This window comes from Endozoicomonas sp. 8E (assembly GCF_032883915.1).
Lineage (GTDB): Bacteria > Pseudomonadota > Gammaproteobacteria > Pseudomonadales > Endozoicomonadaceae > Endozoicomonas_A.
The window spans coordinates 333,490-351,270 of the sequence record NZ_CP120717.1 but is presented as its reverse complement, the minus strand read 5'-3'; the positions used below and the strand labels follow the sequence as shown (position 1 = coordinate 351,270).

General features: G+C 50.6%; 18 protein-coding genes. 4 read left to right on the top strand and 14 right to left on the bottom strand.

The window, feature by feature from the left end; translation table 11 throughout:
• The first annotated feature begins 180 nt into the window (after positions 1–180).
• From sbcD to P6910_RS01430, 4 genes are all read left to right on the top strand, one after another.
• Positions 181–1,425 (top strand): exonuclease subunit SbcD, encoded by a 1,245-nt coding sequence (sbcD, locus tag P6910_RS01445; RefSeq protein ID WP_317144513.1) that lies wholly within the window; start codon positions 181–183, stop codon positions 1,423–1,425.
• A complete protein-coding gene (locus tag P6910_RS01440; RefSeq protein WP_317144512.1) occupies positions 1,422–5,084 on the top strand; it encodes an AAA family ATPase in 3,663 nt (1,220 codons plus the stop codon). Before sbcD ends, P6910_RS01440 begins: the two co-directional genes overlap by 4 nt.
• A gap of 145 nt (positions 5,085–5,229) precedes the next feature.
• Positions 5,230–5,463: a type II toxin-antitoxin system prevent-host-death family antitoxin gene (locus tag P6910_RS01435; protein WP_317144511.1), complete on the top strand. Its 234-nt coding sequence runs from the start codon at positions 5,230–5,232 to the stop codon at positions 5,461–5,463.
• Positions 5,460–5,858, top strand: a complete 399-nt coding sequence (locus P6910_RS01430) for a type II toxin-antitoxin system VapC family toxin (protein ID WP_317144510.1) — start codon at positions 5,460–5,462, stop codon at positions 5,856–5,858. The genes P6910_RS01435 and P6910_RS01430 overlap by 4 nt, the downstream gene beginning before the upstream one ends.
• A gap of 3 nt (positions 5,859–5,861) precedes the next feature.
• Here P6910_RS01430 and P6910_RS01425 read toward each other — a convergent pair whose 3' ends face one another.
• The 14 genes from P6910_RS01425 to gspD form a co-directional block, all read right to left on the bottom strand.
• Entirely contained in the window at positions 5,862–6,287 is a 426-nt protein-coding gene (locus tag P6910_RS01425) for a hypothetical protein (protein WP_317144509.1), read from the bottom strand.
• Between the two features lie 181 nt (positions 6,288–6,468).
• The gene (locus P6910_RS01420) at positions 6,469–6,765 is read right to left on the bottom strand and encodes a HigA family addiction module antitoxin (RefSeq protein WP_317144508.1); all 297 of its coding nucleotides are present in this window, start codon (positions 6,763–6,765) and stop codon (positions 6,469–6,471) included.
• A 13-nt stretch (positions 6,766–6,778) separates the two neighbouring features.
• Positions 6,779–7,057 (bottom strand): type II toxin-antitoxin system RelE/ParE family toxin, encoded by a 279-nt coding sequence (locus P6910_RS01415; protein ID WP_317144507.1) that lies wholly within the window; start codon positions 7,055–7,057, stop codon positions 6,779–6,781.
• Between the two features lie 177 nt (positions 7,058–7,234).
• Positions 7,235–7,990, bottom strand: coding sequence for a type II secretion system protein N (locus P6910_RS01410; RefSeq protein WP_317144506.1), 756 nt, complete (start codon positions 7,988–7,990; stop codon positions 7,235–7,237).
• Between the two features lie 5 nt (positions 7,991–7,995).
• Positions 7,996–8,562, bottom strand: coding sequence for a type II secretion system protein M (locus P6910_RS01405; protein WP_317144505.1), 567 nt, complete (start codon positions 8,560–8,562; stop codon positions 7,996–7,998).
• Positions 8,559–9,794, bottom strand: coding sequence for a type II secretion system protein GspL (gspL, locus tag P6910_RS01400; RefSeq protein WP_317144504.1), 1,236 nt, complete (start codon positions 9,792–9,794; stop codon positions 8,559–8,561). Before gspL ends, P6910_RS01405 begins: the two co-directional genes overlap by 4 nt.
• The gene (gspK, locus tag P6910_RS01395; protein ID WP_317144503.1) at positions 9,791–10,798 is read right to left on the bottom strand and encodes a type II secretion system minor pseudopilin GspK; all 1,008 of its coding nucleotides are present in this window, start codon (positions 10,796–10,798) and stop codon (positions 9,791–9,793) included. Before gspK ends, gspL begins: the two co-directional genes overlap by 4 nt.
• Positions 10,795–11,433, bottom strand: a complete 639-nt coding sequence (gene gspJ, locus P6910_RS01390) for a type II secretion system minor pseudopilin GspJ (protein ID WP_317144502.1) — start codon at positions 11,431–11,433, stop codon at positions 10,795–10,797. The genes gspK and gspJ overlap by 4 nt, the downstream gene beginning before the upstream one ends.
• Positions 11,430–11,831, bottom strand: coding sequence for a type II secretion system minor pseudopilin GspI (gspI, locus tag P6910_RS01385; protein WP_317144501.1), 402 nt, complete (start codon positions 11,829–11,831; stop codon positions 11,430–11,432). Before gspI ends, gspJ begins: the two co-directional genes overlap by 4 nt.
• 3 nt (positions 11,832–11,834) lie before the next feature.
• The gene (gene gspH / locus P6910_RS01380) at positions 11,835–12,419 is read right to left on the bottom strand and encodes a type II secretion system minor pseudopilin GspH (RefSeq protein WP_317144500.1); all 585 of its coding nucleotides are present in this window, start codon (positions 12,417–12,419) and stop codon (positions 11,835–11,837) included.
• Entirely contained in the window at positions 12,419–12,859 is a 441-nt protein-coding gene (gene gspG, locus P6910_RS01375; protein WP_317144499.1) for a type II secretion system major pseudopilin GspG, read from the bottom strand. Before gspG ends, gspH begins: the two co-directional genes overlap by 1 nt.
• Positions 12,860–12,951: 92 nt before the next feature.
• Positions 12,952–14,175, bottom strand: coding sequence for a type II secretion system inner membrane protein GspF (gspF, locus tag P6910_RS01370; protein ID WP_317144498.1), 1,224 nt, complete (start codon positions 14,173–14,175; stop codon positions 12,952–12,954).
• Complete coding sequence (gene gspE, locus P6910_RS01365; RefSeq protein ID WP_317144497.1) at positions 14,175–15,725, bottom strand: type II secretion system ATPase GspE; 1,551 nt, start codon at positions 15,723–15,725, stop codon at positions 14,175–14,177. Before gspE ends, gspF begins: the two co-directional genes overlap by 1 nt.
• On the bottom strand, positions 15,700–17,778 hold the full coding sequence (gene gspD / locus P6910_RS01360; RefSeq protein WP_317144496.1) for a type II secretion system secretin GspD: 2,079 nt from the start codon (positions 17,776–17,778) through the stop codon (positions 15,700–15,702). The genes gspE and gspD overlap by 26 nt, the downstream gene beginning before the upstream one ends.
• Between the last annotated feature and the right edge of the window lie 3 nt (positions 17,779–17,781).

Sequence of the window (17,781 nt, the reverse complement as noted above, 5' to 3'; positions counted from 1 at the left end):
ATCGGCCTATCTCACAGATCAATGTTTCGTCCAAAAGATACGAATTTCTCTGAAACAGTTCGAGCAGCAGGATACTTTACTTTCCCAAGCCACGAGCGCCCCCCCTAATAAAACTGACAGTCCTGACTCAAAAAGTATATTCTGTACAGTCCACCTCTCTTTCTGGTTAATCTTCAATACATGCGCATTCTCCACACCTCTGACTGGCACCTTGGCCAGCACTTCATAGGCAAGAGCCGAGAGCCTGAGCATCAGGCATTTATTCGCTGGCTGCTGGAAACCGTTGACGAGAATTCTGTGGATGCCATCATTGTTGCCGGTGATATTTTTGATACCGGAACGCCGCCCAGCTATGCCCGAACACTCTACAACCGGTTCATTGTCAACCTGCAGAAAACCTGCTGCCAGCAGCTGATTATTGTCGGTGGTAACCATGACTCGGTCTCAACCCTGAATGAGTCCAGAGATTTGTTGGCCTGCCTGAATACCCATGTTGTGGGTGGCGTTACAGAAAACCCGGAAGACCAGATAGTAACTTTGAAGAACCATCAGGGAGAACCCGGCGCAGTGGTATGCGCTATACCGTTTATCCGTCCCAGAGATGTTCTGGAAAGTCAGGCGGGTGACAGTGACACCGATAAACAACAGGCTCTGCAGAACGCGATTGCCAGACACTATCAGAAAGTCTTCGAACTGGCCTCTGACAAAAACCTGCCAACCGTGGCTACAGGGCACCTGACCACGGTCGGTGGACAAATGTCTGAGTCGGTGCGAGATATTTATATTGGCACCCTGTCGGCTTTTCCGGTCAGCGCCTTCCCTCCGGCAGACTACATAGCCCTGGGGCACCTTCACCGCGCCCAGAAGGTCTCGGATCAGGCACATATCCGTTACTCAGGCTCCCCTATTCCGCTCAGCTTTGATGAAACGTCCTGCCCTAAACAGGTCGTGCTGGTTGACCTTGAGCCTGGCACTGCGCCAGAAATCAAAGAACTGGAAGTGCCCACCTTTCGTTCCCTGAAAAGCCTGAAAGGCAGCCTGAAGACCATTCAGCAGGCGCTGGACAAGATCAATGACGACTCTCCACTCACCACCTGGCTGGAATTGGAAGTCAGCACTGACGACTACCTCACCGATCTGCAAAAGCCTATACAGATCATGCTGGAGGGCAGAAATCTGGAAGTATTAAGAGTCCGTCGAAAGCGTGAAATCAACAGTGCTGCTCTACAAAGCGAATGCAAAGAGACACTTGACGAACTTGATGTCGCTGAAGTGTTTGCCCGGCGACTGAACGACGAAGATCTTGATGAACAACGCACAGCCAGTCTCAACCGGGCGTTTAATGAAATCCTTGCCACTCTGGATGAACCGGATGATGACAACAAAACCGCCAGACTTGAGGACGAGAAGGAGTTGATAGCTTGAAAATCCTCAGTTTGCGTTTGAAGAACATCAACTCGCTCAAAGGTGAGTGGAAAATTGATTTCACCGAAGACAACTTCCGCAACAACGGTCTTTTTGCCATCACCGGTCCCACAGGTGCGGGAAAAACTACGCTACTGGATGCCATCTGCCTGGCTCTTTATCACCAGACACCCCGACTTAGCACGGTTTCTGCCAGCGATAACGAGTTGATGACACGTCATACGTCAGAATCACTGGCGGAAGTGGAGTTTGAAGTTCAGGGACAGGGTTATCGTTCTTTCTGGTCCCAGCGGCGGGCCAGAGGCAGGGCAGACGGTAAATTACAAAGCCCACAGGTAGAGTTGGCGAAACTGGATGGCGCCATCATTACCAGCCGCATCCAGGACAAACTAAAGATCGTCAGTGACATTACCGGCCTCGACTTTGGTCGTTTCACCAAGTCCATGATGTTGGCCCAGGGGGGATTTGCCGCTTTTCTCCAGGCCAGCGCCAATGACCGGGCCGAGCTTCTGGAAGAACTGACAGGCACGGATATCTACGGAGAAATTTCCCGCCGGGTGTTTGAGCGGGCACGGGCAGAGCAGGAAACACTCAACCTGCTTCAGGCCAGAACCGAAGGCGTTCAGCTGCTGGACGACAGTGTTCTGGAAAAGCTCGCTGAAGAACAGAGCGACCTGACGGAATTCAACCGTAAGATACAGAGCCAGATGGATGAACTGAACAGACAGCATACCTGGCTGGAAAAGAAAGCTGAGCTTGAGCAAGAAAAGCAAACATCCCGTCAGTTACACCTGCAAAATCTGGAACAGCGGGAAGCCAACCGTGAAACGCTGAAAAAGCTGGAGGAATCGATTCCTGCCTTGGAAATAAAGCCGGTCTATGATCAGTTATTGTCTCTGAAGGCAGCGGCGGCTCAGCGTCAAAAACAGGTGGATGAATTGCTTGAGAAAGAACAAACACTCAAGCAAACCCTGACAGAAAAAGAGCAGGCCAGCAAAAGTGCGCAGGAAAACCTCAGGCAGGTCAAACAGCAAAAAGTGGAAACCGAGCAACTGATCGCCGATCAGATCATTCCTCTGGATCTTAAAATAGCCGAGGCCCAACGCAATCAGGCCGAGCTGTATGAAGCACAGAAAGAGCTTGGTAAAGTGCTTCAGAGTCAGGAAGAGCAGCACTCAACACTGCAACAGAATCGCCAGCAGCTTCAGCAGTCTCTAAAACAGGCCTCTGAATATCTGGCTCAACATACTCATCATGAAAAGCTGGCAGAACAGCTGCCTCTCTGGCATTCGCAGTTTGAGCAGAGAAAGTCTCTGATAGAGCAGATTAATCAGCTTAAACACAGGCTGCAGGAACACCATACCCGGAACAAGCAGGACAGCACCCGGCACGAGCAGTTGCTGGAACAGCAAAAAGTCAGTAAGGAAAAGTTAGCCCAGTCTCAAGATCTGCTGGAGCAAAAACAGGCTCAGCGACAACACTGGCTTCAGGGTCAGAAAGAGCCTTTACTCAGGCAACAACAACACGCCCTGATGGAGAAAGTACCCTTATGCCAGCAGCTGAAAACTCTGCTTGAGCATCATCTGGAAGGCCAAACCAGCCTGCGTACAGAAAAAACGACACTGGACGAAAACAAACGGCGACTCACCACTGTTGAGGCAGAATTGAATCAGCAAAGGGACCTGTACAGAAAAGAAGCTCAACATCTGAAAGATCTGGAAACCCTGCTACTTCAAGAGCAAAAAATTGCTAGTCTCAGTGAACATCGTCAGCACCTGAAAGAAGGCGACGCCTGCCCACTCTGTGGTTCAACAGCACACCCTGCTGTGCAGCGTTATCAACTGGTAGACGTCGATTCCACTCAACATAGGCAGGAAGAAAAGAAGCGGCTTGTGGCAGAACTGGAACAACAGGGAACCCGGAAAAAGCAGCTGGAAGCAGAACTGAAAACGCTGTGCAACACTTCAGAAAAACGCATTCTCGAGTTACAGGACCGGCAGGCATCGACGCAGAAAGAGTGGCAGCAGCTTTGTCAGTCACTGCAAATTCAACTGAATATCTCTGACACTGAATCGGTTCATAGCTGGCTGGACAGCACCAGAAAGAGGCTGGTAGCCATTAATGACCAGGTCAAACAGTTGGACGCAATCAACCAGCAACTGCAAAGTGCCGAGAAGGTAGCTACCCGGGAACAGCAGCAGCTTGATCAGAAACAGTCGCAACTGGCTCTCTTGCAACAACAGCTGAGTCAAGTGTCAGAACAGATCAAAACACTAAGGCAGCAGCTCTCCCGGCACGAACAGGAACTGAACCAGCTGGAATCAGCCCTTCATCACTCAATGGAAACGGCGCTTCCGGCACTGGAAACCCAGGACAGCTGGCTTATGAGCCAGAAAGCGTTGAAAGATCGCTGGCAAACATGCCATCAGCAGAGCCTTGAACAACAGCAGGCAATGCAAACGCTCAATCATGAAATGCAAATGCTTGGGCACAATCTGCTTCAGTCCCGACAGCAGGCCGATCAATTAAACCGGCAACTGGATCAGATTGACAGAGAGCAGGCTGATCGCAAAGACATGCGGTTCACGCTGTTTGGCGAACTGAAGGTGACCGAGGAACGCAGCAGGATCGAGCAGGCCATAGTCACCGCTGAACAAAACCTTAAAAACGCAGAAACGGAATTGCAAACGGCAATGCGCGCTGACAGCGAGCTGTCCGGCTCTATCCGGCAACATCTCAATGACCAGAAAACTCACCGGTCAGAACTGGAGGAAAAAGAAGCACACTGGCAGACCACCCTGGAAGACAGCCCCTTTGATTCCAGCGAACAGTTTGAGCAGGCTCTGCTTGCTCCTGAACAACGTAGCGAACTGGAAACATTGAAAAGCACTCTGGACAGGGACATTGCCAGCAGTAGCGAACGTTTCAAGCTGGCAGAAACCTCTCTGGAAAAACTATTGAAAGAGGCCCTGACTGAACAAGCCTCTGAAGAGATCCTGACTTGTCTGAAACAACAGACAGCAGAGCTGAGCCTGAACAATCAACGACTGGGTGAAATTCGACAGGCACTCACCGAAGACCAGAAAAAACGTCAGCAGTTGTCTGAATGGGTAGATGAAATCAGCCAGCAGAGACAGCAGTTTGCCGTATGGGAACATCTCAATAGTCTGATCGGCTCGGCAAAAGGCGACAAGTTTCGTAAATTTGCCCAGGGACTGACACTCGACCATCTGATTTATCTGGCCAACCAGCAGTTACAAAGACTGCATGGTCGTTACCAGCTACACAGAAAGACGGGCGAAGCCCTCAGTATGGAAGTCATTGATACCTGGCAGGGGGATACCGCCCGGGATATCAAAACTCTCTCGGGAGGAGAGAGCTTTCTGGTCAGTCTGGCACTGGCACTGGCATTGTCCGATCTGGTCAGTCACAAAACCAGCATTGATTCCCTGTTTCTTGACGAAGGCTTCGGCACACTGGACCAGGAGACACTGGAAATAGCACTGGATGCCCTGGATAACCTGAACGCTTCAGGAAAGATGGTAGGGGTCATCTCACATATTGAATCACTGAAAGAAAGGATTCCCACACGTATTGAAGTGAGGAAAGAGACAGGGCTGGGGTACAGCTCTCTGGAGAAACATTATGCCGTCGTCTGATAGACGGCATTAGCCTTCGGCTAAGAGTCAGACATTAGCCTGAGAAAAGTCGTGGGAGGTATTGCCATTATTCCTGACCATAATTTACGGACTTCAATCTATCGACTAAAATATGACTATAGATATATGACTATAGGCAAAAATAATGAAAACTGAAGTTTCCAAATCAGTATTCAAAGCACAGGCTCTCGAAATTATGAGAGCAGTTGAGCAATCAGGTAATGAGGTTGTTATCACTTCTCACGGAAAGCCAACACTGGTTATCAAGCCTTATCAGGAAGATGCACCAAAAGATCCGAAAGAACTCTTGAAGGATAGTGTTATTTCTTTCGAGAACCCAACGGACTCAGTATCAGATGACTGGGAAGTGCTGCAATGATTGTTCTGGATACACACACTCTGGTCTGGTGGGTTTCAGACCATTCATCACTAAGCAGTAAAGCCAGAAAATGCATTGAGGCAGAGCAGAAGAAGAAAGGTGACATCGTTGTTTCATCTATCTCCGTGTGGGAAGTCGCCATGTTAACCACCAAGGGCCGTTTAACTCTGAGTATGGACATCGACATCTGGCTAAAATTAGTTGGAGAGATTGAAAGGGTCACTTATCTGCCCGTTAACAATAGGGTTGCTGTGGAATCTACCAGATTGCCGGGGGAATTCCACAAAGATCCTGCAGACAGAATCATCACTGCACAAGCCAGAGCCCTGGCGGCTCCCATAGTCACAGCGGACGAAAAAATCCTTAAATACAGTCATGTGAAAACTATATGGTGAGAGTTAAGGACTCACCAGCAGCTTCACTGTTTCAGCCTTAACCTGTCCTGACTCACCGGTTTCCAGCAATCGTATGCTTTGAACTCTGAGCCCTCTGGCATACATGTCCGCAAACCCGTTCACAAAGGATGCTACCGAGCCCTTCCTGATATAGATTTCAGCCTGCTGGGCATTGCCCTCTCTGACGCCAATCTGCAAACCGCTCTGGTCAGCCACCTGCTGCATCAGCACCTGCCAGTCTGCCAGATTAATAGGCTCTGCCTTTGGCATGGTCAGTTCTTCCGCCTGAAGCTGAGCTGTTTCCAACAGTTGGGTCAGCTCCGGAAGCGGACTGACAGGCTTTTCAACCGGTTTGAACTTCAGGTACAGGACAGTGGCTCCGGCCAGAACCAGAACAAACAATAGAATTTTTATGAAGATTTTATTCACGGAGTTTCCATTCACAGGAAGAAAAAAACAGTCAGTTTGAATGGCTGATACGATAAAACATCCTCACAACTGTGGCTCTGAAATGGTCGCAACCATGCTCAGCTATATTCATCACACAGTGTATGATGAATTTCATGACAACCCCTTCTGTGCTGAAAATTCCAGCCTGATGCTCTGAACATCAGGCGACCCTTGGCTCAATAGCTTTCAGACTATTGCCCAGTTCAGCTGTGGTGATTTTCAGGTCATAGGCCGTTTGCAGGTTTAGCCAGCTCTGTGCATCCCCACCAAAGTATCTCGCCAGCCTCAGGGCAGTATCAGGCGTTATTGCACGTCTTTCCAAAACAATATCATTAATCCTCGAGGCTGGTATTCTCAGCGCTATAGCAAGTGCGTTGGCACTCATACCCAGAGGATTAAGGTAATCTTCCCTGAGGATTTCACCAGGGTGTATAGGGCGCAGTTGGTTAGATGCCATTTTGAAATCCTCCTTAATGGTAATCAATAATTTCAACATCAAGCACATTCCCTCGATGCCATTTAAAGCAGACGCGCCATTGTTTGTTAATGCGAATACTATACAGACCTGCTCGATCGCCAGTCAGACGTTCCAGTTGGTTGCCGGGTGGGCTACGAAGAAAGTCAAGGCTTGCTGCACTATCCAATTGTTGCAACTTACGCTCGGCAACACTCTTAAAAACCCTAAAAGCCCTCGGGGACCCACCTTCAAACAACGACTTGGTCTGCTTACAGCTGAATGACTTAATCATAGGTTAAAAGTATACCGAGACTCGTTAAACGTCAAACAATTAGGACAAAAGGCGCTTAAGCTGCTGGTTGAGTTGCCAGGTTTCCTTATCGATGTTTGAAAACGTAATTGCAAAATCACTTACTCTTCATGGAGAGGTACAGGAATTGAGAAAATAGCCGCACTATGAAAAAGTGAATTAAATCCGCCCTCTGAATGTTAAAGGGAAGCGCCCCTGAGAATCCGGCCTACCCAGAAACCTCATTCCATCTTTCATGGTTTCCGGCAAAGCTTCACCTTCAGACACTTTCCCGTTCAATGAATAACTGCCGTTAAGATTAAATCTGAAAACGGCATCTGTTGTCAGAAACTCCGATGACTGGCTAATTTTACCTTCCAGAGTATTTCCCTTACAGGTGAGATCAGCATCTGCCTTACCCAGTCTCAATTCACCCAGAGGACTGCTGATCCGCCCTCTTTCCCATTCCATACGACCATCCAGCTCGACACACCGACCCTGTTCATAAACCAGGGAGTCTACCACCAGATTGATATTGCCTTTAGCTATTGCCGGAACTGGCATGGGTGCAAGCTGCTGTAACCACCCTGCCGAGGCGTCTGCTTCAAGGTCTTCAACCATCACACCCTGAGGACTGTAGGTTACTGTCGCCTGACCCACAACAGCAGAAAAGTTATCACCGACCTCAACGTCTGCGCTGACCTTTCCGGTCAGCAGTGCAGAAGGCTGGATATCCCAACTGACTTCCTGAAGCTCGATACCATTGATGGTTAGTTCCTGCGCTGAACCCGACCAGACTGAACCTGACAGACCTTCCAGCTCAATCTCCGACATATTGGGCACATGACGCCAGACAAAAGCGGCTGGCAACCCTGCCAGCAAAAAAACCGAGTAAGAAACAACGGCCAGTGCAGCCAGAGAAATGATTTTCTTCATAAGTCTTAACTCTCGCTGAAGGCTGTCTCTGCGCTGAAGCCTGTCTCCGCGCTGAAGGCTCTTTCTATTCTCAGAGCCTTTACGATCACATGACCGGGCTTTTCGGCAGCTTCTACCTCCAGCTCCCTGATCTCAACCCCGCCCTGCTGTTGAAGATTGACCAGCCATGCCAGTAAACGATCAAAGCCCACTGTATCAAGATCGACCTGCAATGAATCGCGAACGGTTCGCACCCCGGTGATGCGCAGATCAAAATCTTTTGCGGTTCTGCTCACCAACTGGTCCAGAGGTAAAACCAGATAGCGGCCCTTGTCTGGCTGACCCTGACGCCGACTGACAATCTCATTGGCCTGTTCCTGTATAGAAGCCAATAACTTCTGACTGGCCACCAGCTTCCGTTCGGCAGCTAACTGACGTTCTGACAAAGGGTTTAAAATACCCTGCCAAATGCTCCAGACAATGATAAATACCCCTGCCACCATACAGAGTTGCTGATCCCGTCGACTCAGGCCACGCCAGTAACTTTGGGCCTGTTGCCAGCGCTCATTGAAGCTTTCCACGATGTTATTCATGAATCACTCCCCCTGATGATCAGCGTACCATTGGCAATATCACCACGCTTCTCCAGTGTTTCAACCGTGATCACCAGTTGCTCACCCGACCCTTCCCGGAATGCCGTAAAAGTATCAAAATCCTTCGCAGTGGCTTCCACCCGCAGTGATTGCTGAAACTGGTTATACGACAAAGTAACTGGCTTGAGTTGCGGATACTGTTTAAACAGCGGGGCAGTCTGATCGAGCAGTTTCAGCAGACCCGAGTCATCGCTGTTGTTACTCTTCAATGCCGTGAGCTTCTGTCTCATCTGCGACTGCAGACGCACAATTCGCTCACCGGGAAACATGTCACTGTAGATCTTATGCGCCTGTGCCTGAAGCTGATCAGCCTGTCGTTCCAACTGTACCGACTTCAATACCGCCTGAGCAATAAACAGAGTGACGGTAAAAGCCAGCAGTCCGGCAGCCAGCCCCCAGGGTTTCAGGCTTTTGAAGACCGATGACTCAACCTGCCAGACACCCTGCAACAGGTTGGGACTGTTCTTCTGAGAGGTGGCACTGACCGCACCCGCTGCCAATACTTCCAGAGCAGGGCCTGAAGCTTCCTGATGCCATTCACCCGGAGGGTTCTCCGGTAGTTCGCTGAAACTGTTCACTTTCAGAGGCGTCTCTTGCGAATCGTCCTCTGCCAGATAGATGCTCAGCCAGGATGGATCGCAGGCAGCCCACTGCCAGCGGCCATCCCGGAGTATCCAGCGTCCATCTATGGCCAGTGCCGAGCACTCACCCTCGGTCCAGGGCAGAGCCAGGGCTTCCGGAATCAGGGTTTTGACTTTAAGACCAGACTGATTCAGTGCTTCGTACCAGAAAGCCATTTTCGAATGAGCGACCACGGACAGATACACCTGATCTCCTTCTCTGGCAATGACCGAAATATGAAGATCATCCACATCCTCAGCCAGATCATCTTCCAGACGAAAAGGCAGTGACTTTAATACCGCCTTGCTCAGCCTGCCTTCAACCTGTATACAATGAACACTGACCAGCTCCGTGGGAACCAGGGCAACAGTTTTGGTGTCAGGAAATGACTCAGCCAGTGCTCCCAGGTCTTTTACAGACGGCAGAATACCCGAGGTAGCTTTTTCCCCTTCGGTTGCCTGAATCACTGGCCCCTGCTCTACTGAATAGCATTGCCAGTGAACCGGCTGGCCGGGCTCTCCGGGCAGCCTGATGATAAGATGCTGGCTCACTCAAGCCCTCCAAACTCTCGGCGAATAACGCTGAACTTATTCTCTTCTTCCCGCCGCAGCAGGCTCTTTACCCGGACTTTGGAGTCCGCATAGGAAGCGGTTGCATTCATCACAAAATATTGACTGTCGACCGACATCAACTCATGGGTGTTTTCGGCACTGAAGTTGGAGAGAGAGGGTTGTTGAATAAACTCATCGACACTCTGCCAGCCATCCTCCGGCCTCTGTTCCAATACCTCTTTTGCCTGCTCTATGGGAAGCTCACCCAAATACAGGGCACTGAGCACCGACGCATGATCCGGCGACAGGGTATTGATATTAATGTTCATCTCGGCAGTCGGAAGTGCACAAAGATAAGGTTCAACCCTTCTCATAATTCTGGCATTGACGCCCTTTACCGCTCTCAATTCCGAAGCCGATCTCATACTGGTATTACTGGCCAGATAGGGCACTGGCAGAGACTGATAATAACTGTCTTCGGCTCCGGTACCTGACCCCTGGGTGTCGTCATTGTCTATCCAGTCTCTGGTTGATTGGGCAATCCTGTCCGCCAGGTAAGGCTCAATCCCCAGAACTTCCATTAGGGATTGAAACACTTTAACTTCAACCGAAGTCTGCCCTCCTTTGTCCGGTGCCTGCAAAGCATTGAGGTTTAAACAGGCCTGAGCGTCGGAAATTTCGCCCTTGATTGCCCCACCATCGACCGGGAAAGTCACTTCACCCGTGGCCCAGGTTTGACCGAGATTGACGGTTTCTTCGCTTTCATCAAACTCGTCCTGAAGCACCTTGACCGCCAGTTCTTCACCAGACAGGGCATACCAGCGGGCCTGTTCCATTTGCTGCAGGGAGGCTGTCCGGCGCATTTGCAGGAAAAATCCGAAAGTTATCTCTGCCGCTATCAGCACCATCAACGTCAATACGAACATAACAATTAGCAATGCGACACCAGACTGACGACGCTCAAAAGACGTTGTATTCTTTTTATCTGAAATCAGGCCCCTCATGACTCCTGCTCCTGAACTTCCCAGATCCCGGGAAGCACGTAACGCCGCTCGATGATCCCCAGATCATTCAGCTCAAAGGTAATCTTCAAGCCCTCGGGCAGAGTGTTACCGAGTTTTTCTAACCACTGGCCATTAATAAAGTACTGAAACTTGAGTGAGCGGACATCGGTTAACAGATCCCTGACCACGGGTTCTGCATTCTCCTCAGGGTCCAGCACATAAAAGTGCTGACGTTCCAGCACTCCGTCTTTGAGCCGATAGCTGACTTTCTGCAACTCGGAGCGGGGGAGTTTCTGTTGCGGATTGCGCCAGCCCAGACGAATAAAGACCGCTGCCTCGTCATCGGATTCCAGCATATCCTGACCGGCAAACAGACTCTGATTCGTCAGTTCACCATCAACTCGCACACCCCGGTCAATCATTTGCCGGAAGTCCTGCTCCATGACCATCATGGCGTAATCAATTTCCTGAATACGACTCTGATGATCGCTGGCAACATCGCGGGCACCCATAACACCCTGAAGAATCTGCCAGGCACTCATACTGACCAGTGCAAAAATGGTCAGAGCCACCAACATTTCCAGTAAGGTAAAACCACATTGGGTCGAGCGTTGCATGATGTTCAATGACTTCAAGACCGCTTCACCGTGTAAGTTTGCAGACTGGCCAGAGCGGCTTTCTTCTCATCGCGGTCCAGTCGGACTTCGACCTGGATGGCCCGAAAATTTTCATCCGCCGTACGCACACTCCGGTATCGGACATGCCAAGTTTGATCAGCCAGCTCACGGGTCTCTTTTTTCCAGGTCTGGGACGGCCATTGATCCTTCAGGTAGAGATCGACCAGTTCATTGTCGGCCACCCAGCGAGCCATGGTTTTGTTCTTCAGGTACTGGCTGTTATCCAGGCTTTCACTGCTGGTTCTGAGCACCGTGATACCGGCGATGGCCAGAATAGTCATGGCCATCAACACTTCTAACAAAGTGAAGCCCCTGACCTGCCGGGAACATTGTGAACAGCCTGAATGACGTTTCATTTATCAACCCCGACCACTTGTCTTGTCATACTCATCTGCACTGACCACGGTTATTTCTCCGGTTTCCCTGATCATCACGCTAAAAAAGCGACGACTGTCGCTGGCTGACTGAAACCGCACTTCAGCCGGGGTCAGGTCGCCGCTGGACCAGATATAGAGGTCAGGTTTTTTCTTGCTTGCTTCGTTTTCAAACAGCCCTGAGTCAGTAAAAAACGAGTCACTATCTTGCTGCTCTTGTGCATCCAGAGCAGCCTGCCAGATCGGCTCACCCGGCATAAAGTCCAGATTGATGGCTTCTGAAAGCTCTTTCTTTGTGAGCAATCGGTCACTCTGCATTAACTGCCACTTGTCTTCATACCACTCCATAAACTGATAGCCGTTGTCGGTCAACCTGACCCCAAGGTCTTTACCTTTAAGCAATGACTCTTCGTGGCCAGCTTTCACCAGAGCAGCAAATCGATCCGCAGCCGTTTTTAAACGCGCGGAACTGTCAGCCGGTTCCAGAGTAGGCAATACGACAGCGGTAGCAATGCCCAGCAGTACCAGAACCAGCATGATTTCAAGCAAGGTGAAGCCGGCACTTTTCATCAGGAATTCATGTTCCAGTTGCCGATGTCATCGTCAGAGCCCGCTTGGCCATCAGGTCCGGCAGAGAAGATATCGATATCACCAAATTCACCGGGAGACTGCATCAGATAGTCATTACCCCATGGGTCTTGGGGTAAACGACGGATGTAGCCATTGTCACGGTAATTTCTGGGTTGAGGGCTACCGGAAGGCTGTTCTACCAGAGCATTCAACCCCTGCTGAGTGGATGGGAAGTGATTATTGTCCAGCTTGTACATGTCCAGTGCGTTTTCCAGCGTCACTATGTCACTGACGGCTTTCTGCTGGTCTGCCTTTTCTTTGTTACCCAGAACATTCGGGGCCACCATACTGGCCAGGACACCGAGAATCACGATCACCACCATGATCTCAATCAGGGTAAAACCCTGCTGTTTTTGTCGATCTACCTTTTTCGTAGTCATTGGTTATTCACTCCTAATGTCACATGACCCGATCTGTGTCAGGCTCATGTTTTTACCTGAAAAACTCTCTACTGAAAGCCCCATGCTGCCTGTTAACCACCTGATACCAGTGAGTTAAGGTCCAGCATCGGGGTCAGAATCGCCATAACAATAAACAGCACCATGCCCGCCATGGAGACAATCAGCAAAGGGCCAAAAACACCCAGGGCAATATTCACCTGGTTTTCAAACTGTCGATCCTGACTGTCCGCTGCTCGAACCAGCATCTGTTCGAGCGCACCCGACTTTTCACCACTGGCAATAATATGAAGCATCATGGGTGGAAACAGTTGTGTCTGATCCAGCGCCATCCAGAGGCTGGAACCTTCCCTCACCCGCTCCGAAGCCTGTTCAAGAGATTTCCGGATAAAAGAGTTGGACATGACTTCTGCCGAGATTCTCATTCCTTCCAGAAGGGGCACTGAACTGCTGCTGAGAATACTCAGTGTCCGGGCAAAACGTGAGGTATCAACACCGGCACCCACTTCACCCATTACGGGCATTTTCAACAGCCATCGGTCGTGGGTCAGTCTCCGCCTGGGATTAACCAGCACACGCTGCCTGATAAATAACAAAGCGACAAGGCCAGCCAGTACACCGAAGCCGTAATCCCGAACAAAGTCACTCATGGCAATCAGGGCCCGGGTCATGGCTGGCAGGTCCTGTCCAAGATCCGCAAACTGTTCCACCACGGTGGGTACCACGGTTGCCAGCAAAATGGCGATGACCGAGACCGCCACAATGGTGAGAATGGCGGGATAGATCATGGCCTGAATCAGCTTGCCCCGGATCATCTGACGCTGTTCGGTATAATCCGCCAGCCGCTCCAGAACCGTATCCAGATGACCGGACTTTTCACCGGCCGCCACCATCGAGCAATACAGTGTATCGAAGGTTTTCGGGTAATTCGCCAGACTTTCTGCCAGCGTCCGGCCTTCCAGTACCTTGGCTCTGACGGTGGTGATCATGGCTTTCAGATGGGATTTCTGAACCTGACGAGACAAAGCCTGAAGACACTCTTCCAGAGGAATGGCAGCCGCAACCAGAGTGGCCAGCTGACGAGTCAACAGGGCGACTTCAGCCGGGCTGGCTTTTTTCTCGAACAGAGTAAACGACGCACGTTTACCACTGCTCTTTTGTTCGGATTCATTAATGGTCACCGGAGCCAGACCTTCCGAGCGCAATTGCTGACGAAGCTGGCGGGCAGAATCAGCCTCAAGCACCCCTTTGCGTTTTTTGCCCTTTTTATCCAGGGCTTCGTATGCAAATACGCCCATTATTCCTCCCTGGTTACCCGCAATACTTCTTCAATGGAAGTCATACCCGCAAGGACTTTACGGAAGCCATCTTTCTGGATACTTGGGCTGCTCTTGCGAATGATATCTTCCAGAGCCTGTTCACCGGCACCCTCATGAATCATCCTACGGACGTCATCGCTGACCAGAAACAGCTCATGAATGCCGGTTCGACCTTTATAGCCACTGCCATGACACTGGGAACAGCCTTCAGGGCTGGCTTCGTGAACGGGTCTGCTGTCAGAGTCCTCCATTCCCATCAGCCTGCGCTCGTGAGGCGTTGGTTCTCTGGCTACTTTGCAGGAAGGACAGAGGGTACGAACCAGACGCTGGGCCAGAACGCCCAGCAGACTGGAAGACAGCAGGAAAGGCTCAATGCCCATATCTCTCAAACGAGTGACAGCACCGATAGCCGTGTTGGTGTGCAGTGTACTCAATACCAGGTGACCGGTCAGGGAAGCCTGAATGGAAATTTCTGCAGTTTCCAGATCACGAATCTCACCCACCATCACCACGTCCGGGTCCTGACGCAGAATGGCACGCAGACCTCGGGCAAAAGTCATATCGACCTTGGGGTTGACCTGTGTCTGACCCACACCTTCCAAATCGTATTCCACAGGATCTTCAACGGTGAGAATATTGCGTTCGCTGTCGTTGATTTCTGTCAAACCAGCGTACAGTGTCGTACTCTTACCGGAACCGGTCGGGCCTGTGACCAGCAGAATGCCGTGAGGTTTATGCAGAGCCTCACGGATGTGCTGATGAATATCAGGTGTCATGCCTAAACTGGACATGTCCATACGGACACTGTTGCGATCCAGCAAACGCAATACGATCCGCTCACCATGACGGGAAGGCAGTGTTGATACCCGGACATCGACGGCACGACCACCCAGACGCAGAGAAATACGGCCATCCTGAGGTACCCGCTTCTCGGCAATATCCAGTTTGGCCATGACCTTGATACGGGATACCAGCAAAGCCGCCAGCTTACGCTGGGGTCGAAGAATTTCTCTCAATACACCATCGACACGAAAGCGAATGACCAGGCAGTTTTCGAAGGTTTCGATATGAATATCCGAAGCCCCTTCCTTGATCGCCTCACCTAACATAGCGTTGATCATTCGAATGATCGGGGCACCATCATCGGCATCTAAAAGGTCTTCGCTGTCAGGCAATTCCTCTGCCAGAGAGTGAAGACCTTCATCATTGCCGATATCGTTCATCAGCTGTCGGGCAGCCGATGAGTCTTTTTGATAGTAGGCCGAAAGTCTCGCTTCAAACTCGCCCTCAGACAGGGACTTGATGTCAATCGGGCCGGCAACAAAGCGGCGAACCTCAGTAATAGCGGCTCTGGAAGGTTGACCATTGACGTACAAACAGGGGTTGCCCCGCTGCTTGTGTTCCAGCAGGACACCAAAGTTACGGGCAAAGGCAAAGGGCAGCTCCAGAACAGCCGCAGGGGGATCTTGTAGGACTTCCTGCGCAAGGGCTTCGGTTTCCTGATCAACTGTTATCGCCGGACTCAGCATCGTTCTTCTCCGACTGTTTACTGGCTACCTTGTCATCGTCTTTGCTGTCGTTTTTTTCTTTCTCTTTTTCTTTCTGATCAGCTGCATCCAGTTTCTGGCGCGCTCTGTTCATCAGATCGGAGTTAGAAGGGTATTCCGGCAGGACCGGGGTTCTTGCATCAGGCATCAGCTGAACGCCCTGATCACGACGATCCAGCTGGCGGGCACGCATATAGCTGTATTTCTTACCGCTGATACTGGTCAGGATGTTATCGTCACGAATGATGGTAGGTCTCAGGAAGACCATCAGGTTACGCTTTTTCACCTCGCTGGAGGTGGAGCGGAAGAGCGCCCCCAGGTAGGGAATATCACCCAGCAGTGGCACTTTGGAAACACTTTCCTGCACGTCTTCGTCCAGCAGTCCGCCAATAACAATGGTGTCACCACTGCGTGCCATGATGGATGTTTTCACTTCACGTTTGGAGAAAGTGACGTCGACGGAAGTCGTACCATTCACACCGGACACTTCCTGGGTAATAGCCAGCATCACCGAATCGCCCTCATTGATCTGGGGCTTGACGGTCATCTTCACACCCACTTCCTTACGCTCTACGGTCTGGAAAGGATTGTCGTTGTTTGAACTGGAAGCAGACCCGGTGATAACAGGAACTTCGTCACCCACTATAAAAGAAGATTCTTCGTTATCCAGTGTCATCAGGCTGGGAGTCGCCAGAACATTGGATTTTGTTGAGCTGGTAACAGCCTGCAAAAGGGCTGTCCAGTCACCGGATGTAATACTGAATGCTGCACCGGAAACACCGGCCAGGGCATCATATAGCTTGGTATAGTCTCCCGGCTGATCAGGGTTGATAGTGGTGCCATCATCACTGATAACTGTTGAACCCGGCACGTCCTCGGCATCTTTCAGGCCTGCCATGATCTGGCCAATCGGTACTGTTCGACCATCATTAAACTGCATCATACTGCCGCTGTTAGCATTGGCCAGCTGGAAGGAGAGGTTAATGCCATCGCCATCAGCCACCTCAACGATAATGGCTTCTACCAGAACCTGGGCACGACGAATATCGAGCTGCTTGATGACACTTTCCAGGCTTTTCATAATGTCTGGCTGAGCGGTGACCACCAGAGCGTTGGTTTGCTCATGAACATTGATACTGAACTTCTGGTTATTACGAACAACTGTCTTACCGCTGTCTTTTTCTGCCTGAACCGTTTGACCCACGCCTTCCATGACTTCTTTCAGTTCTTCCGCCTTGGCATACCTCAAGTAGAAGACACGGGTATTACCGGAGGATTCCTGTTCGGCATCCAGTTGGTAGACAATACGATTTACTTTTTGCAGCTGTCTTGCCTGACCGGCAACAATCAGGCGGTTGCTGCGATCATCAGCAACCACGGTCACCTGAGAAGCACTGCCCTTGCCACCTTTTTCCTGCAGCAGAGAAGTGAGAATTCGCTGCATTTCTGAAGCAGAGGCGTATTCGAGCTGAATAACGGAGAAGTTTCGGTTGCCGGCCATATCCACTCGTCTGACAATCTCAACCAGACGCTTCACATTGGCCGCACGTCCGGTCATCAGAAGAATATTGGAGGGATCGTAATGAACCACATTGCCTGCTGTATCATTGAGCTGCCGCAATAACGGAGACAGTTCTCTCACCGGCACGTTCTGAACCGGGAGTACCCAGGTAACGAACTCATCACCCTGTCCCGGGTTTTGCCGGTCAGCCAGCGCAATAGACGACATTTTTGCGTTCTTGTCCTGAACAATTTTCAGAACATTATTTTCTTGTTCGATAACGGCAAAACCGTGGACTTCCAGAACGTTCAAAAACAGCTGATAGTATTGTTCAGCGTTGAGTTTGTCATAGGAACGGATCGTTACAGAGCCACGAACAGCGGGGTCCAGAATAATGGTTTTGTTCAGAGTAGCGCTGACCGTACTGGCAAATTCAGCAATATCGGCCTTCTCAAAACTGGCAGAATAGCGCTGATAGTCCGCTGAAGCCTGACTGGCAAAAACAGACGTTGAAACCAGTAAGAACACTGTCATCAG

Bases quoted from the DNA above. Each gene is read 5' to 3' on its own strand.
- gspH (WP_317144500.1), bottom strand. From the start codon at position 12,419: ATGAAAAGTGCCGGCTTCACCTTGCTTGAAATCATGCTGGTTCTGGTA.
- gspI (WP_317144501.1), bottom strand. From the start codon at position 11,831: ATGAAACGTCATTCAGGCTGTTCACAATGTTCCCGGCAGGTCAGGGGC.
- P6910_RS01420 (WP_317144508.1), bottom strand. From the start codon at position 6,765: ATGGCATCTAACCAACTGCGCCCTATACACCCTGGTGAAATCCTCAGG.
- P6910_RS01430 (WP_317144510.1), top strand. From the start codon at position 5,460: ATGATTGTTCTGGATACACACACTCTGGTCTGGTGGGTTTCAGACCAT.
- gspE (WP_317144497.1), bottom strand. From the start codon at position 15,725: ATGCTGAGTCCGGCGATAACAGTTGATCAGGAAACCGAAGCCCTTGCG.
- P6910_RS01415 (WP_317144507.1), bottom strand. From the start codon at position 7,057: ATGATTAAGTCATTCAGCTGTAAGCAGACCAAGTCGTTGTTTGAAGGT.
- gspD (WP_317144496.1), bottom strand. From the start codon at position 17,778: ATGACAGTGTTCTTACTGGTTTCAACGTCTGTTTTTGCCAGTCAGGCT.
- P6910_RS01435 (WP_317144511.1), top strand. From the start codon at position 5,230: ATGAAAACTGAAGTTTCCAAATCAGTATTCAAAGCACAGGCTCTCGAA.
- gspF (WP_317144498.1), bottom strand. From the start codon at position 14,175: ATGGGCGTATTTGCATACGAAGCCCTGGATAAAAAGGGCAAAAAACGC.
- P6910_RS01405 (WP_317144505.1), bottom strand. From the start codon at position 8,562: ATGAATAACATCGTGGAAAGCTTCAATGAGCGCTGGCAACAGGCCCAA.
- gspK (WP_317144503.1), bottom strand. From the start codon at position 10,798: ATGAGGGGCCTGATTTCAGATAAAAAGAATACAACGTCTTTTGAGCGT.
- P6910_RS01410 (WP_317144506.1), bottom strand. From the start codon at position 7,990: ATGAAGAAAATCATTTCTCTGGCTGCACTGGCCGTTGTTTCTTACTCG.
- gspG (WP_317144499.1), bottom strand. From the start codon at position 12,859: ATGACTACGAAAAAGGTAGATCGACAAAAACAGCAGGGTTTTACCCTG.
- sbcD (WP_317144513.1), top strand. From the start codon at position 181: ATGCGCATTCTCCACACCTCTGACTGGCACCTTGGCCAGCACTTCATA.